We start from the raw sequence: 16,891 nt of genomic DNA, 5'->3' as shown, positions 1-16,891 counted from the left end.
TTAAACTTCCTATTTTTAGGGGGATGGTGAAGCAGCTCACCGCATCGATCAGACAGATCTGCATGCGGACAAAACCGCTAACGCCACGATTCTGAACTCCAGTTTGTATGGGCTCAACGGCTAATTAAAGACGAAGAGGCCCGTAAGGCGGTTGAGTATTCAAGGGTATTCACGTAAAGAAACGATCTTATTCTTCCGGCGATCCTCAGCGACAGCCATCAAACGCAAGATCGATGAGGGTATGGAGAGTGTCGCCAATACCTTGAAGCTTATCGGTTTTTTTCGAGCAAGACGACTCAGAATTCTAAGATTATACAAAGCGGCAACCTAAGAATTTCGTTTTCTTAGGTTGCCGCTATTGTTTTAACTAATTCTTAATTCGATTTTAGCACGGCACTTCTGCCGTTTCTTTATTCGCCTCACAACTATTATGATCACATTCACTAACAGGTTTTACTGCATGTCCAGTTTCGTTAGTACACCAAGATTGGGATTGGAATGCTAAGAAAATAGCCACCCATCTGTTTTCATTTTCGAAATGAATTAAAACTCCACCATCTTGCCAAGAGCCGTTTTCACTAGCATGATTACCTGCATTACCTTGATTCATATGAATATTATGAACCCCACGTCCAGGTATGAAGCCAAAATATCTATCTCTGTTTTCTTCTGGACCCCACGGTTCACCAAAAACATAAAAGGTAGCTTCTTTTTCCTTAGCTTCGGAAATATAAGAAGTTACTTTGTCGTAAAGGTCATTGTCCGGATCATTGTCATCGGAATTTCCGGGATCAGTGTTAGGCAGAGGTATCATTTTTTTCGGAATTACTAAATTTCCTCGTCTATAGTCAAGGGCAATGTTTCGATTTTCATTGGTTATGCTAGTAAATCCAAATTCAAGTTTAGGTAATTCTGTTATTTCTTCAGATTTAAAATCTTCCCCGACATAATAAAGTACCTCATTTGGTCTTTGATTCGATTTGATATTTATTGCCAATCGGTACTTTACATTAGAATCATCTTCAACTAATACCTCAACATGATTGTTGCGCGCACCAAGCATATACACATTTCTCTCGTTAGCTAACTTACATTTCAATATTCCATAACCATGATCCAATGGCATAGTTAATTTTCCTCCTTTTAATTTATGAATCGATATTAGTGTTCCTAAAGAAGCTTTTGTAATTCTGGGAATTTTTAATCTTAGTTAATACTGGTTTCGGCTTTTACAGCATAGGGTTAGAACTAACGGTAACTATTGAACCCAACCTGACCTCATCTCGAGACAATGTTGAACCCCACATGACCATTTTTCAGTGATACATTAGGAGCATAGAAAAAGGCGCGAATGAAATGCACGGCTGCACATGACTAGGCGTTTTTCTTCTTGCTTTTTCTATTCATTGCAGGAAATTAGTCCCAAGTGTCGAAATGTGTTTAGGACAATATACACGCTTGGGGGAAGAGTAATGGCAAGAAGAAAAAGCAAGGCGAAGCAGGAAGAAGAACTATTCCAAGGGTTGGCTGGTATGGCGATGCTGGGAGGTATTGCAGGGACATATTCGTTAACAGGCTCTTGGCAAGCATTCGTTGGTCGTTGGATTACTTGGAGTTGTTGGTGTTATTGTGTTAATGGTTACTAAGCTATTGAACGTAATGATTGCGGCTAACCGATATCAAATAGATGTGGATCACGTACTTAAACGGTTTGAAACGATTATTGACTCTTTTGTGCAACAGGGAAACCCATCTACTGATATGTATACTAGACAAGTTATACCAGAACAGTTCGCACGATTTGGATACGAGTTAGCTTATTACTATTTGTATAGAGGTTCATACGGTGTTGGCTTTAAACATTTGATGTATGCAATGGTAAAGTCACATATAATAAATAATGAAACTTATTTTATAAACTGCATGGGGCTTTTCGTGAAGTTTAGAACACATGCAGTTTCTGAGTTCAAGGAAAAGTTTCTAAATCTTATTGAAAAGGTGTGGTTAGACAATGTTGAGAAAAATGGTTCTTCTGATCGTCGCAGCTAGCTTTCTGTTTATCGTGAATGAGCCTAATCGTGCTTATGACCAGCACCCTAGTATTCAGCTTCACGATACCGTTGGAGGTTCTTAAGCTTAAATAAAAAATCCCCGCTAACCTTAACTGGTCGGCGGGGATTTTTTATTGTAGGAATTACGACACCATTCACCGAATGAATTATCGAGGTGATCAGCATGAACCATACATATAAAGTGTTAAAGTCGGATATAGAACTATTTGCAGCAGCATTAAGCCAGGTAAGAGTATATGTGGTATAGCCGTTGGGTAAAGATTTGATAGATATTGTGGATTACGGTGGAGTAGTGGAGAAGATTACACCGGAGTCAATTAAGATAAACGGAAGCTATTTCATGAGGAATCAGTTTGAATTTAGAGTAGATGTCAAGAAGGGCTCGACTGGTATTTGACCAGTATGAGCCCTTTTTTTCATACCCATTAAAAAATAAATATGCAAATATTTAGATTATATTTATAGATCAGCAAGTTTATGTTTAGACATGTTTTGAGGAATATATTACCTTAGTATCTGTTCATTAGATTACTAGGAGGAATATTTGTGAAAATCGGTTTTACTAAGAAATTTGGTATTTTGTTTGGAGTTCTTTTTTTTGTAATGTTCACGTTTTTAAACTCAAGTTCCTATGCTGCTACAGTAGGGCAGAAGCTTTCTGAACCAGAGGCAGAATGGGAACGTTATGATGATGGGGATAAGAATATTAAGTACCTCGGATCGTGGGCAAATGATTATTTCTCGGAGGAATACAACAGCACTTCAAAATATACGAGCCAATCGGGAGCGCAGATTAAGTTCTCATTCTATGGAACAAAACTGAGACTGATTGGTACAAGATCTCCAGATAGACCAAATAATGTACAGATTACAATAGATAATATTAATGAAGTTTTTTCTCAAAATGGACCACTTTTAAGACAAAATCTATCATTTGAAAAAACAGGACTACCAGAAGGAAGGCATAATGTAACAATTACTGTTCCACAGATTTCCGCGGGTTACTATGACTTGGATGCAGTTGATATTGATAAAAATGGAAAATTATTAGATGTTAATACTGCCACTAATCTTAAAGCAACAGCTGGAGACAGTCAGGTTACTTTAAAATGGGATCGAATTGAAAATGCAGAAAGCTATACGATCAAATACGGAACAGAATCCGGCAAATACACTGAAACAGTAACAGCTACAAAAGACGCATATGGAAACTTCGTCATTCCTGGCCTGACGAATGGAACAAAATATTATTTTTTTGTTAGTGCTAAGGTGAATGGTGTTGATTCTGAATACTCCAATGAAGCATCAGCGACACCACTAGGAGGTGGAGGCGAACAACCTGATCCTGAACAACCTTCAGGCAACCGTGCAATTCTGGTGGTCACCATGACAACCGGCTTGGAAAAAGAGTTTGACCTGAGCATGAAAGAGGTCAATGACTTTATCTCATGGTACGAAAGTAAGCAGGCTGGTTCTGGATCAGCATCCTATGCAATCAATAAACATGACAACAATAAAGGCCCGTTCAGTAGCCGGAAGGACTACATGCTGTATGATCGTATCCTCACATTTGAAGTAAGTGAATACTCTAAATAAATAAAAAGCTCTGCTGACCTTAATGGGGCGGCAGAGCTTTTTGTCTAGTCAGTTCTATAGATCTTCGAAGTATTTGATAAAATCAATTACACTGGCGTGCTGATTCTCAAAAAAAAGTCTAATATTATCTTTGAGACACCAAAATATCCAATTGAGGATATTCAGAATGCATACTTTTGTACAATCGGATATAATAAGAATTTCGACCGACATTGTAGTAATCGGTTAAAGAGAGATTACCTAAAGACAGGTCTTCCGCCCATTTACTCTGATTTCTTCCTTGTGGTCGCTCCGTTTGAACTGGTGCACCGTATACCAATTGCATTTTAGAACTAATTTTAAAGAATCGATCTATATAGTTTTGCATGTTACTAAATTTTTCAGGAAATAAAATCTGGCCGTCATACAGTTTAGTGTTGTTCTTATCTTTCCCAGTTAGGATATAAGTGTAAACTGCTTTGTACCCGTTGTATTCACCTCTGTAGTCCAAATAAGTATAGTACATATTACTCGCGCCGTAATCATCTAATTCAGTGACAGCATTGATGAGAGGCAGTGTCTCAGACCTTTTAATTTGCTGAACTGTCATACCCCATATAGCATTTCTAAAATCTTTCCCTTGCAATTCTGTTGGAATATTTTGGTTTTTACTCGGTGTAACTCCAATCCAGGCGTACTGTTCTGTAGAGTTACTGCCAAACGGTTTCCCGAGTGCTTGCGAAATTGCACGCAGAGGAAGGTAAGTTACTCCATTGTATGATTTAGAGCTAATAGGCATACGAATTTCTTTTCCGTTGATATAAATATTTTTAGCACCAATCACAAAGGTAATCGAATTATTCGAATTTGTTATTTTTACACGATCAGGAATATCGGGATCTACAGCAGCTGTATAGCCTAATTTTTTTAACAACGGGACAACTGGAACCATAAGGGTGTTACTTTCAATGCGAGGGGCAAATTGAAGTGTCACAATTTTTCCATCCAAAAAAATACGATAATTCGACGGATTCGCATGAATTGTTGGAATCGTTCCAAAATAGACAACAAAAATTAACAATAAGGTAAGAAGGCGCTTCATAATAATCTCCTCTTTTAATATTTCAGGACTTTGCAAAATCCTCATTTTACAAGTAGTCTATCAGACCTAGGAATATTTTTCTAGTATGAAAATCTCTTGTGTAGAACGTATGTTCGGAATATAATTTCTACATAACACATCAGGAGGCTACATACATGTCTAAAAAACTCGAAGAGAACGGCTTATGGGAAAGCTCGCGCATTATCATACCGGAACATAAAGAAGCTTATTTAAAACTTATGAAGGATCGCCAGCGGCGCGGTAAACCGGAACTCGATGATCAAGAGGTACAATTGATTGAGCAGGCTCTAATAGAGTCCTACAACTCGCGTACAACAGTCACGCTCCTCGTGTTCAGTCCGTTTGATGACGAGGAACTGTGTGGTGTAGTTACGTCAATTAACACCGCGCGTAGGGAAGTAAAACTGTTCCGTGGGGAAGATGATTTCAGCTGGATTAAGCTAGAGGATATTATATCAGCAATTGTATAATCCCCTAAAAAGGAACAGGATAACAGGCCTTCTTAGAACAATGGATTTCGGAGCAATAAAAAGAGCCTTCGGTTTTTTCTCGAAGACTCCGCATGTGGATTAATCTTGAATTGCTGTTACGACTCCATTTTCGAAATAGATGTACTTGTAATGATCATAGACCCATTGTTCACTTATGCCATATGCAGTTGTGGTTTTGTTTACGTGTGTTGGCAGTCCCCATTTTGAATCCATTACTTCCTGTTCGGTCATACCGATTTGGGGAGCAAGTTTTTCTGGTGGAACATCATCGTAATTACCGATCTTTGTATATGATTTGGGACCAAAGTAAGAGTCCTTATCCTTTTCGATTAGCTTATCGTTCTTAAGATAATATACTGTACCGTTGTCGTCGTGCATTTCTTTCCCTACGAGGGTTGTTGACCAGGTGTAGGTGCTTTCATCTTGTAAACCAGAAAATAACACTTGGGTTACTTCTCCATTTTTAAAGGTCAGCTTTCTATATCCATCATCATCTCTCCATATACCTTGAAAATGGTCTAATAAGAAAGCTTGAGCCAGATACTTCTCTGAGTCTTGATAGTCACTACTGGCAGTGAATAACTTTGTTGCTTGTTGAAAGTTGTATGCATTGAATTGCTTTACACCTTCTTGGTAGTTTGCTTCCTGCAACAGATCAGATGAATCTTTATACTCTTGGATTTGTTCAAGTAATTCAATTGCCGAAGCGTAGTTATCCTGGGAGGAATTTTGCTTTGCCAGTAAGTATGTTGATTCTGTTTTTAGCTTGACACTATCTTTGTAGTTGACTAAATTGATAAACATTTCAATAGCCTTTTCGTATTCTCTAGTTTTTAGCATGTGTTTTGCCTTTAGATAATTGGTTTCATTAATCAACTCATCAGAATCTTTGTACCCATCCAAATTGGTGAAGGCTTGAGTTGCTTTGTCAAATTCACCGTTATTCATTAATGACTTGGCCTGAATATAACTGATATAGGGAGCTGCAATTAAATAGCCTACGATAAAAAGACATAAAATAAGAAATGGAGCAATTGAGATAATAATTTTCTTCCTATAGCTGATCTTTTTAGGAATCGGATCATCATTCCTAATTTCGGATGTTTTTTCTTGCGGTGAAATATTGATAGTTACTTCCTTTCCGCAATAATTGCAGAAGGCGCTTCCTTTGGGTATTTCTTTCCCACATTTATCACAGAGCATTCTTTTTTACTCCTGCCTTTCTTGGAACTCTGTTGCTTCATAAAAAGTAGTCTATCAAACATAGGAATATTTTTCTAGGTCTAATTACATGGGAAGAATTCGAATAACCTGTCTAAAAATAATATGTAACGAGGTGATGCATAGATGAATATTGAATTTATTACATCTGATTCTACTGATAAATTACGAGCCGCTTGTTATGAGTATATTTATCAAAAATATGGAAGTGTACAGCGTGACAGACGTATATGTAAGAATTTTAACGGAAGAACAGACTTGCAAGATCATCTGGAAAAATCATCGTTTGAAATTGCAGACCAATGATGATACAAATACTTGCCTATAAACAGGGAAGACACTGGAAAATTAAAAAGGAATGGCTACTGGAGTATGAAAATAGCTTATTCCCAGAGTCAGGTGATCAATATTGAAAGAAGGTTGTTTTAACCGCCCTTGTGGATTCGGAAAGCAGTTTGCGTAAATGCATAGTGGAAATAACTAAAGGCCAACGAGCTTTTTTGGTTCTAGGTGGGGCGCAAGTCAAACAGTTGTTCTAAAGGAGGTACTGGATGGGGAAAAGAAAGGTGAATGTTAATCGTCAAAAAAACAGCATATATAATAGAAGAAAAAAATTAAGCTTTCGGTAAAATGTGATACCACTCATGATACCGAAAGCTTTTAAATCTAAAGAAAAATTGTTAATTTAGATGTGCGTATAAATGCATAAATCCCTCAATTGAGCGGTTTCCCGCTCCGCTTGCGCCTAATCCAAATCGAAATGGAAGGTTCCATCGGTTAAAACGCAGTGATCCTTGGTGTGACAAGTTTTTTGAAGTAGTCTGAAGCTGTTAAATTGGAGTTATGCCGATTTTGTGCCGACTCCGATTTCCTGCTCGTATAGAAGGCGAACTTTTTAAGTTCGTCTTCTTTTATTTTTTCTGTGATGCCTAAGTCCATAAGCCTTCTTTCTACTACATAAAAAAATTTATGCTTAGGACCGCAGATACTTGCCTAGCACTTATGTATGTTTGCTTAATAGGATGTTGTGAGTGACATAAACATAAGGAGGCATACCAACAGATGCAGAAGAATAAAACTGGAGTGGAGAAGAAAACCCTCTCTTCTAAACAGGCACAGAGGCATGTACATGAATTTGAAGGTAGTACCAAACTGGCTGAAGAAGGCGCAGACCGACATAACCACCGCTTTGCAGGTGTTACTGGGCAAGCGATTCGAGTTGGAAGAAGTCATGTCCATGAAATCGATCTTACAAAAACTGATTTCGTGAACCACTTTCATAATCTGAAAAAAATTAGAACAGGACCAGCTATCCCAGTCGGAAATGGAAAACACGTACATTTTGTTACGGGCCAAACTACATTAAATGATGGTCATGTACACCAGTTTAATTTTGCAACATTGATTCAGGCACCTCTTATTTAATGAACGGTGGTTTGACCGAAGCTGAGGTAACACAAATGATTGTTATAGACAGCTGCTCATAAAGAATGAGAGCATCGTCTTCGATTTTTCGGTGATGTGTAAATTACTCGAAATAAATCAAAAAGCTCTGCTAACCATAATTGGTCGGCAGGGCTTTTTAGTCTTACATTGATTCTGTACTTCTTGATTAATGACCGGCTATGATTTTATGCCTTATGATAAGCCGCCTTATTCGAATTTTAAGTATATATCTTTTGTTTCATTTTTATGGTCAGTGTCACCAATTAGCAATCTTTAATGTTGGGACAGCTCGTCTGCTACTTGTTTATTTATCTGAAGTTTTATGATCTAAGTCATGATGTAATTCGGTTGCTGGTATTTTGGCACTATAGATTTGTCCTTTAGCAACAGGCTTAGAGATGTATACGTAGCTCCCGCTTCCATCCGGCGCACTTCCTGTTGCCCACAAACCTTGACTAGATTCTTCGCCTTCAGACAAATTCCAAAACTCATAAGCTTCAGGCTGAGACTCTTGCTCTGCTTCAGGAGGAAAAGAAGCCGGGACCACAACACCGTTTTTTTCTTCTAATTCTTGGATTGCCGCCATCCATTGATATTGGTGATAGCGGTCACGTGCTAGCATTTTCCGTAGTGTAGCTCTGACGCTTTCATCTTGTGTCATGTGATATAGCCTTGCTACCTGCAATCGACCCTGACTCTCTGCGTGCAAATTGGACCGCATATCCGCTAAAAGGTTACCACTTGCGACGATATAAGAGCCGTTCCATGGAACTCCATTTGAATTAGTAGGCAATCCGCCAAGACCGCTGACCAGCAAGTGCTGCGGGTTAATTCCCCCCATTATGGCAGCTGTAACAGGGTCTTTTGCAGCTTGTTCTTGATCTTCTGGTTTAGCTCCATCAAGTAGTTGACTAATTAAAGCACACAGCATCTCCACATGCCCTACTTCTTCAGTTCCAATATCCATTAGCATATCCTTATATTTTTCATCACCGCGACAGTTAAACCCTTGAAATAAATATTGCATCATCACGGTCATTTCTCCAAATTGCCCCCCCAAAACTTCTTGTACCTGCCGGGCAAAAAGAGGATCAGGACGCTCTACTTTCACTTCAAACTGCAACTCTTTTTGATGTCTAAACATAATTACTCCTCCTATAGTTAAAGCAGCTTAGTGAATTCTAACTGTATTTAACCTTTTCAAGATGTAATAAAACGAGGATCAGCATAACAACAATCTGATAGGAGTTTTTATATTTAACTATCTGTTTGTTTGGTTTGTATAAAAATTATTAAAGAGGGAAGCATATGTTTCACTTTAAAATAAAGAGTTTAAGGAGGGTTTTTGCATTGTATTTTTATAAAGAAGATTTAATTAACTTAATAGTACCTGATAAGCCCGACCCTGCTGCTGCTAAAGTGATTCAAGAAGTATTAGGTGGTCGATTCGGAGAAATGCGTACCATGATGCAGTTTTTCTTTCAAAGTAATAATTTTCGTGGTAATGCTGTGCAGTATAGGGATTTGATACGGGGAGTTTTTCTAGAGGAGCTTAGTCATGTTGAACTGGTCCAACATACTATAAATCAACTTCTGACTGGCTCAGGTGCAGACCAAGCCGGCGATGCTGGAATTGATCATGCTCCTTTAGATGAGGCGATAAAACACGCAAATCCTCATCATTTTATTATGGGAGCTCAAAGTTCCCTACCTGTTGATGCAAGTGGAAATCCTTGGCTAGGTAGTTATGTTTATTCCCACGGCAATTTGATTAGTGATTTGCTTGATAATCTCGTACTCGAATCTACAGGGGTTCTGCAAAAATCCCGAATTTACGAAATGAGCTCGAACAAAACATTCCGGGAAACGTTGGCTTTTTTGATTGTGCGGGATAATGCTCATCAAAATGCGTTTGCCAAAGCTTTAGAGACACTTGGAGTTGATTGGGGTAAATTGTTCCCGGTTCCAAACTACGATATTAACAAGTATCCAGAATGCCGGAAGTATGTTGAAATGGGCTTTCACAATGCACAGTTTAATTTTCGATTGGATTCTACCCGTATTGGAGAAATATTCAATGGGCAGACTCCAAGCAGAAACGGTGGGGATTTGAGTGTAATGGATCCTCCAGAAGGTTTTCCTCTTCCGTATATGCCTGAATTGCCTAATGAACATAGCCCAGGTTTACATGATCTTAACACTTAGGATTAAACAAACAAATAAAGATAGTAACTAGGTTAATGTCCGTAACATAAAAAGAGGCTGTCCTTCGTAAAGAACCTACGAATCAAGGACAGTCTCTTTTTATTCGCGTAGCCTGTGCTTCGGCAAAATATTTCGTTCTACCGAAGTAACGCCGGGAGGCAGTAGTAGCGGATCAGGATTCCAAATAAATTTCATCAATGGATACATGGCGTTCTCTAGACAAATCTACATATTCATCATCGTTAATTTTCACTAAGGGTCTGAAGTAATCAGCAGGATTGTTCAGAATAATCGTTCCTGTCTGACCTGTAGTCAGCAGAACCTGCTTATTAATGAAATTAGGAAGCATGTGTCTGATGAACACTTGGGTAGCTTCTGGGTTTAGATGTCCAAAACTCATGCTGTGCAGCTCACGTAATACGGCGAGCAGCTCCTGCTTCGTCTGGTACACACGATTGGAAATCATCGCGCTATACACGTCGGCAACAGCTGTTATGCTGGCAAAAGGATGAATCTCTTCCTTGAACAGTCCATGGGGATATCCACTTCCATCTTCACGCTCGTGATGCTGCAAGGCGACAATTGCAGAAATCTCATCGCTGGTTGAATTGCGAATAATATCATAGCCATATAGCGAATGTTTTTTCATCTCATGGAATTCTTCGGGTGTCAGTTTATCCGGTTTGTTCAAAATTTCATCCGGTATCATGGACTTGCCTATATCATGTAAGTATCCAGCTTTACCGGCGGCATATGCTTCTTCTTCCGTATATCCAAGCCATGTGGCAATGTAATATGACAGTACGCCTACTTGGAGAGAATGATTATAGGTATAGTGATCTCCCCGTTCCATAATTAATAGCAGAGATACGACATCTTTTTGACGAGCCAGTTCTGAAACGAGAGGGCCGAACAGCTCATCCACTCGATATTCATCAAATTTGCCAGTTGAGGAGGCTTCGAGAAACATGCTTTCAAAGCCACTGATCGTCTGCTCCATGAGAGGAACGGCACGTTTGAGGGACTCGGGGGAAGCTGGGACATCGGGGGCAAAGTCCACCGGAATGCTCGCAGAACCTGCATCAATGTCGATATAATCGACACCGTGCATAATGAGCTTGGAAATATCGTCATGCTGTAGCTCGGTGCCCTGAATCATGACAGGTACACCGTGCCCATTGTATGTATCGGATTTGAGGCGATCTCCCGGCTTGGCATCGGTAACGTGTACTCTCATGCGCTAACCTCCTTATTGTCGTAAATTTGTCGAAAATACGAACAAACTTAATATATCAAGAATTAAATGGGATGACAACGACTAATTTACTATTATTCCAAGCTGTAAAATAGGTCCCAGGAACCCGTTTCCTATTCAGATACCTACAGTAGATAACGTCAATGCTTTTCACTATGTTTACGATATGAGATTGCCCAGAGAGTACAGCGAAGCTTAAGGACTATGTCCACTCATATGTACCATATTGCTAAATAACATGGTATGCTTAAACATTAGAAGCTCCAAAGTCGATATATATAAAGTATAGAGGAGGGCGGTTATGGAGATGACGACTCGGCAAACGTTGACCATTTTGCATACCAATGATATCCATAGTCATTTTGGCAGTATGCCTTCGATAGCCGCGATGATCGATGAACGAAGAGCCGCATCACGGGATGCGCTGCTTGTGCTCGACATAGGAGACCACATGGACCGGATGGCCCCCGAAACGGAAGGAACGCTCGGTGGGGCAAATGTGGATGTGATTAATCTAACAGGATACGATGCAATTACAATCGGTAACAATGAGGGACTGACTTTTACCCCGGATATGATTGAACAGGCATATGCGGGGATTCATTGTCCGGTCGTATGCGGCAATATGACAGAGCGTGCCACGGGGATGAGCCCTTCGTGGATGAAGGAATCCCTTATCGTAGACAAAGCAGGAATCAAGGTCGGTTTACTCGGTGTGACTGCTCCTTTTGTAGAGTTTTATCAATTGCTGGGCTGGGATGTGCTCAATCCGTTTGAGGTGCTGGGGAAGCAGATCGCGGCACTGAGAAAGCAGGTTGATGTTTTGGTCGTGATGTCGCACCTGGGTCTACCTTCCGATAAAAAATTAGCGTCGCAGTTTCCTGAAATTGACGTTATCCTTGGAGGTCACACCCATCATGTGCTGGAGGAACCGCTTTGGATCGGAAAAACAGCTTTATGTGGAGCGGGTAAGTTCGGAACGCTGCTAGGTGAAGTGACACTAAGTCGTAATAATAGCCTCGAACCGTTTCGAGTCACGTCAGGCGGTGTAGTTCCTGTGGATCTGACACTACTGGACGAAAAAGTGGCATCGGCCATTGTGGTGCATCGCAGACAAGCAGAGCGCGCCATGGAGAGCACCGTTGCGGTGACGGATCGGAAACTGGAGATCGCATATGATCAGGAATCCCCTTTCGGGAATATGCTGGCACAAGCGGTGTCCCATTTTACAGGAACAGAAATTGCCCTCGTCAATGCGGGACAACTGCTCGGCCCATTACCTCAAGGGGATATCAGCAAAGGAATACTACATTCCTTATGCCCTTCGCCGATTAATGCCTGTGTTATGAAGTTGCGGGGAAGAGATATTCGGTTGGCGCTGGAGCAGTCCTTGCTGCCTGAATTTACAGACAAGCCCATGACGGGCTTTGGCTTCAGAGGCAAAGTACTTGGCACGATGTGTGTGGAAGGCTTGGCCATTCAGTATGACCCTGGCCGTGCTCCTTATGAAAAAGTGACGGACATTCGTGTAGCGGGTCAACCTTTGGAAGAGCATGAGGAATACACAGTGGGCACGTTGGATATGTTCACTTTCAAAGCAGGTTATGAGGTGCTTGCGAACGGAACAGATCTCCGATTTATGCTTCCAGAATTTTTACGGGATTTGATTGAAATGGAGTTGAAGCGTCCGGGCGCGATGGAAGAATGTTTTGCAGCTAGGTGGCTTCAGGTATCAAAACAATCGGGAGAGGATTAAGCTGCGACTGGTACCTGTTACATTATTGAGAGCCGGCATGAAGCTTGGCAAAAAAATATACAATGAAAACGGAATGGTGCTGCTCTCGGAAGGTGTTGAGCTTACTTCGCGATTGATTGAACGTCTAGGCCAAGTCGGTATTGGATATGTATACATTGAGGATGCTGTGACAGAAGATATCGTCATTCCTGAGATGATCCATGAACAGACAAGGGCCGCGGCGCTACAGGAAATCAAAAAGCAGTTTCAAGGGTTGTCATCCTACTCCGTAGATCATAAGCACAAATATTTTGGCAAGTCATTTTATAAGGTGATGGAATCCATTCTGGACGATATTGGAGGCCGTCAGGATACCATCATTATGTTGATGGATATCGGGGCCGCGGATCAGGATTTATATCATCATTCTTTGAACGTATGTTTATATTCACTTGTACTGGGAATTTCTAATGGCTACGATAACAACCAGCTCATGGAGCTGGGGATAGGTTCACTACTGCACGATATCGGTAAAATGAAAATTTCACCTCAAGTACTCTATAAGCCGGGTAAATTGACGGATGAGGAATATGAGCATATGAAAACACACACGGTGATCGGCTACAAGCTGCTCAAAGACGAACCTGGAATTCCCTTGTTGTCGGCTCATTGTGCATTGCAGCATCATGAGCGTATCGACGGCAGCGGATACCCGCACGGTTGGAAAAAGGACCAGATCCACGAATATGCGAAATGGATCGGTCTGGCGGACTCGTACGACGCAATGACAGCAAGTCGGATATACAAACAGGCTTTGTTGCCCTATGAAGCGATGGAAGTACTGTACGCTGGGGCAGGAACGTTATATGAGCAGCGAATGCTGGAAGCCTTTCGTGACTGTGTAGCTATTTACCCTCTGGGACTCTCTGTGGTGCTCAACACGGGGGAAGAGGGGGTCGTGGTGCGTATACATCCCAAAATCCCGCAAAGACCCGTCATTCGCATTGTAAGGGACCGGGATGGGCAGGAAGTGAAGGCACCTTATGATGTGGATTTGTCCGTATCCCTCTCGGTTATGATTACAAACACATTGGGTGCTACTGCCGCCCCTTTTGGAGGAGTACACGTAGATTAGCAGATGATGTGGAAGAAAGCATGCAGACACTTTACACATCATGATATGATAATTATACGTCTTTTGAGGTTAATAACAGAAATAAGGTGAAAACATAATGACAGTTCTACAAAATAACACGCTACCCCAAATATCGCCAACCTATGATCCGTGGGACCCGATTGTCTCACTGCGTACACATGGTCGTCATTTGCTTACGAGTGTGGAAATGACCGTAACGCATCTATGTAATATGCGCTGTGAGCATTGCGCTGTTGGCGATATGCTGGTTATGAAGGAGGCCCCTTTCCTTCCGCTAGACCTAATGCTGAAGCGTTTGGATGAAGTCGAGCATCTGGAGACGATCAGTATTACAGGTGGGGAACCTGCTTTAATCGATAAAACAGTGGATGAAGTAATCGTACCACTGCTGAAATATGCCAAGGAGCGCGGTATTCGCTCGCAAATCAACTCCAATCTGACGTTAGATATTCGCAGATATGAGAAGATGCTTCCTTATCTGGATGTGATGCATATTTCGTTCAACTATTTGAATGCGGACGATTTTTATGAAGTGGGTTTTGCAAATACCGGCCGGCCGACTCCACGTGCGGGTGCTGTTCGCCTGTATGAAAAAATGATGGAAAATGCCCGCAGATTGAGTGAAATGGGGATGTTCATTTCAGCTGAATCCATGATTAACTATCGGACACACACGAAGCTGGAGGGCATTCATCAATTAATCAACGAAATGGGATGCCGACGGCATGAGGTTCATCCAATGTACGCGTCGAATTTTGCCTCTGCTTTGCCTGTGCTTTCACTCGACGACATGCGGAACTCTATCCTTAAGCTGCTGGATGTACGTAATCAGGACATGTGGATGTTGTTTGGCACATTACCGTTCTTTGCTTGTTCGGATCGGGAAGAAGACCGCAAACTGCTTCGCCGCTTGCGTCAGGAACCGAATATTACGGTGCGTAATGATCCGGACGGAAGAAACCGTGTGAATGTGAATATGTTCACGGGTAGCGTGTATGTGACAGATTTTGCAGACATTCCGGCTTTCGGAAACATTCAGGAAGACAGTCTGGACGATATTTTTGGTGAATGGCTGAATGAGCATCCGCTGAATCAGACTGTGAACTGTCATTGTGATGCCGCTGCCTGTTGTGGACCAAATCTGCTCGTGGCGGATATGTATTACAAAGGAATAGACTTTAAATCAAGAAAAGCATTACAACTATAGAAATGGGGAGTTCGTATTGGATGGTCATACCGAGTTTCATTGGGGATTGCTAGCTGTGAATCTCCTCTTGGTACTGCTGCTTGTCTTTCTAAATGGTGTATTTGTGGCCGCAGAATTTTCGCTGGTCAAAATGCGCCAATCCCGATTGACGCAGCTCCAAAGCGAGGGTCATCGCCTGGCAGGCTATGCGCTGAAGGTGAACCAAAAGTTGGATGCTTATCTGTCCGCCACCCAATTGGGCATTACGCTGGCTTCATTGGGCTTGGGTTGGATTGGAGAGCCAGCAATATCCGGCTACCTGATAGAGCCACTCATGCACAAACTCGGTGTAACTGACGGTACACTGATTACAACGGTATCTGTTATCGTCGGATTTTGCGTAATTACCTTTTTACATATCGTATTGGGGGAACTGGCGCCAAAGTCCTTAGCGATTCAGAAGACCGAAGGTGTGGCGTTGTTTTTATCGGCGCCTTTGCTGCTTTTTTATAAGGTCTTTCTGCCTGTGATCTGGGTATTGAATGCTGCGGCAAACTTACTGTTGCGTGCATTCGGCATTCAGCCGGCGAGTGAAGCCGAAGCGGCTCATTCGGAGGAAGAGATTCGTATATTGATGAATCAGAGCGCCAAAAGCGGTGTGATTGATAAGGACGAAATTAAGCTGATGGATAATATTTTTGATTTTTCCGACTTGCTTGCCCGTGAAATCATGCTGCCGCGTACAGATATGGATTGTTTGTATACGAATTTGTCGTTTAAGGAAAATCTCAAGATCATCAGCGAGACCAAGCATTCCCGTTACCCGGTAGCGGTTGAGGATAAAGACCAGATTATCGGTTTTGTCCATATTACAGATCTTCTGCTAGCTGAGCAGGGAGAGCAATTGGATCTGGCTTCGGTGGTACGTCCTATTTTGAATGTGCCGGAGTCCATGGAAGTGAGTCACGTGTTGCGTCTTATGCAGAAAAAACATTCCCAAATGACTCTCGTGGTAGATGAGTACGGCGGAACGGCCGGGCTGCTGACAGCGGAGGAAATTTTGGAGGAAATCGTTGGGGATCTCTATGATGAATTTGAGGATGAACGCCCGAGTGTGGAAATGAAGGAGAACTTCATCTCTGTGGACGGTCGTATGCTCATTGAGGATGTCAATGATTTGACTGGAGTGAACATTGAAGACGACGAGGTGGATTCCATCGGGGGATGGCTGTTCAAGGAATTGGAGGGCATTCCGGTGAAAGGGAAGAGAATTGAGTTTTATAACCTTACCTTTGAGGTGGAGGAAGCAACAAGGCTTCGCATAATGAGAGTGAAGATTCACCGCAAGCCTGAGCCTGTGATTGAAGATGAGCTTTCTACCGATTGATTCCTAATCCACAGAGATAGGTAAGATCAGTTCAGGTAT

At 41.6% G+C, this 16,891-nt stretch carries 16 protein-coding genes and 2 pseudogenes; 13 read left to right on the top strand and 5 right to left on the bottom strand.

Annotation, left to right across the window (positions count from 1 at the left end; all coding sequences use genetic code 11):
* Window positions 1-385: 385 nt before the first annotated feature.
* Window positions 386-1,126 carry a YukJ family protein gene (locus C1T21_RS10105; RefSeq protein WP_103048133.1) on the bottom strand — a complete coding sequence of 247 codons (741 nt, stop codon included), beginning with the start codon at window positions 1,124-1,126 and terminating at the stop codon, window positions 386-388.
* Window positions 1,127-1,472: 346 nt separating this feature from the next.
* On the opposite strand from C1T21_RS10105, the gene C1T21_RS27305 reads away from it, so the two are divergent.
* From C1T21_RS27305 to C1T21_RS10090, 5 genes and pseudogenes are all read left to right on the top strand, one after another.
* Complete coding sequence (locus C1T21_RS27305) at window positions 1,473-1,646, top strand: hypothetical protein (protein ID WP_180984573.1); 174 nt, start codon at window positions 1,473-1,475, stop codon at window positions 1,644-1,646.
* A pseudogene (locus C1T21_RS27895) lies at window positions 1,636-2,049 on the top strand (transcriptional regulator); the annotation flags it as partial. The gene C1T21_RS27305 and the pseudogene C1T21_RS27895, both read left to right, overlap by 11 nt.
* Window positions 2,012-2,134, top strand: coding sequence for a hypothetical protein (locus C1T21_RS27890; RefSeq protein ID WP_258012429.1), 123 nt, complete (start codon window positions 2,012-2,014; stop codon window positions 2,132-2,134). The pseudogene C1T21_RS27895 and the gene C1T21_RS27890, both read left to right, overlap by 38 nt.
* Before the next feature lie 101 nt (window positions 2,135-2,235).
* Window positions 2,236-2,469: pseudogene (locus C1T21_RS27885) on the top strand (hypothetical protein).
* A 149-nt stretch (window positions 2,470-2,618) separates the two neighbouring features.
* Window positions 2,619-3,668 (top strand): fibronectin type III domain-containing protein, encoded by a 1,050-nt coding sequence (locus C1T21_RS10090; protein ID WP_103048132.1) that lies wholly within the window; start codon window positions 2,619-2,621, stop codon window positions 3,666-3,668.
* A 124-nt stretch (window positions 3,669-3,792) separates the two neighbouring features.
* Here the strand turns inward: C1T21_RS10090 and C1T21_RS10085 are convergent, their stop codons facing one another.
* A complete protein-coding gene (locus C1T21_RS10085; RefSeq protein WP_180984572.1) occupies window positions 3,793-4,749 on the bottom strand; it encodes a copper amine oxidase N-terminal domain-containing protein in 957 nt (318 codons plus the stop codon).
* Between the two features lie 155 nt (window positions 4,750-4,904).
* On the opposite strand from C1T21_RS10085, the gene C1T21_RS10080 reads away from it, so the two are divergent.
* A complete protein-coding gene (locus tag C1T21_RS10080) occupies window positions 4,905-5,240 on the top strand; it encodes a YolD-like family protein (protein WP_103048130.1) in 336 nt (111 codons plus the stop codon).
* A 99-nt stretch (window positions 5,241-5,339) separates the two neighbouring features.
* On the opposite strand, the gene C1T21_RS10075 is transcribed toward C1T21_RS10080, so the two are convergent.
* Entirely contained in the window at window positions 5,340-6,464 is a 1,125-nt protein-coding gene (locus C1T21_RS10075) for a zinc ribbon domain-containing protein (protein ID WP_103048129.1), read from the bottom strand.
* Between the two features lie 144 nt (window positions 6,465-6,608).
* Between C1T21_RS10075 and C1T21_RS10070 the strand changes: the two genes are divergently transcribed.
* Together C1T21_RS10070 and C1T21_RS10065 are read left to right on the top strand one after the other, a co-directional pair.
* A complete protein-coding gene (locus C1T21_RS10070; RefSeq protein ID WP_103048128.1) occupies window positions 6,609-6,788 on the top strand; it encodes a hypothetical protein in 180 nt (59 codons plus the stop codon).
* A 756-nt stretch (window positions 6,789-7,544) separates the two neighbouring features.
* Window positions 7,545-7,907, top strand: a complete 363-nt coding sequence (locus tag C1T21_RS10065; protein ID WP_103048127.1) for a YmaF family protein — start codon at window positions 7,545-7,547, stop codon at window positions 7,905-7,907.
* 325 nt (window positions 7,908-8,232) lie between these two features.
* Here the strand turns inward: C1T21_RS10065 and C1T21_RS10060 are convergent, their stop codons facing one another.
* Window positions 8,233-9,072 carry a manganese catalase gene (locus C1T21_RS10060; RefSeq protein ID WP_103048126.1) on the bottom strand — a complete coding sequence of 280 codons (840 nt, stop codon included), beginning with the start codon at window positions 9,070-9,072 and terminating at the stop codon, window positions 8,233-8,235.
* Window positions 9,073-9,278: 206 nt separating this feature from the next.
* Between C1T21_RS10060 and C1T21_RS10055 the strand changes: the two genes are divergently transcribed.
* The gene (locus tag C1T21_RS10055) at window positions 9,279-10,133 is read left to right on the top strand and encodes a manganese catalase family protein (protein ID WP_146032485.1); all 855 of its coding nucleotides are present in this window, start codon (window positions 9,279-9,281) and stop codon (window positions 10,131-10,133) included.
* 172 nt (window positions 10,134-10,305) lie between these two features.
* On the opposite strand, the gene C1T21_RS10050 is transcribed toward C1T21_RS10055, so the two are convergent.
* Window positions 10,306-11,370, bottom strand: a complete 1,065-nt coding sequence (locus tag C1T21_RS10050) for an HD-GYP domain-containing protein (protein ID WP_103048124.1) — start codon at window positions 11,368-11,370, stop codon at window positions 10,306-10,308.
* 319 nt (window positions 11,371-11,689) lie between these two features.
* Between C1T21_RS10050 and C1T21_RS10045 the strand changes: the two genes are divergently transcribed.
* The 4 genes from C1T21_RS10045 to C1T21_RS10030 all read left to right on the top strand — a co-directional run bounded on the left by C1T21_RS10045 (window position 11,690) and on the right by C1T21_RS10030 (window position 16,852).
* Window positions 11,690-13,144 (top strand): bifunctional metallophosphatase/5'-nucleotidase, encoded by a 1,455-nt coding sequence (locus tag C1T21_RS10045; RefSeq protein WP_103048123.1) that lies wholly within the window; start codon window positions 11,690-11,692, stop codon window positions 13,142-13,144.
* Window positions 13,098-14,258 (top strand): HD-GYP domain-containing protein, encoded by a 1,161-nt coding sequence (locus tag C1T21_RS10040; RefSeq protein WP_025722542.1) that lies wholly within the window; start codon window positions 13,098-13,100, stop codon window positions 14,256-14,258. The genes C1T21_RS10045 and C1T21_RS10040 overlap by 47 nt, the downstream gene beginning before the upstream one ends.
* A 97-nt stretch (window positions 14,259-14,355) precedes the next feature.
* A complete protein-coding gene (gene yfkAB / locus C1T21_RS10035; protein WP_103048122.1) occupies window positions 14,356-15,486 on the top strand; it encodes a radical SAM/CxCxxxxC motif protein YfkAB in 1,131 nt (376 codons plus the stop codon).
* Between the two features lie 16 nt (window positions 15,487-15,502).
* Complete coding sequence (locus C1T21_RS10030) at window positions 15,503-16,852, top strand: hemolysin family protein (RefSeq protein WP_103048121.1); 1,350 nt, start codon at window positions 15,503-15,505, stop codon at window positions 16,850-16,852.
* The last annotated feature ends 39 nt before the right edge of the window (window positions 16,853-16,891 follow it).

Source organism: Paenibacillus sp. F4 (assembly GCF_002894905.1).
Lineage (GTDB): Bacteria > Bacillota > Bacilli > Paenibacillales > Paenibacillaceae > Paenibacillus > Paenibacillus polymyxa_B.
This window is presented reverse-complemented; position numbering and strand designations above follow the sequence as displayed.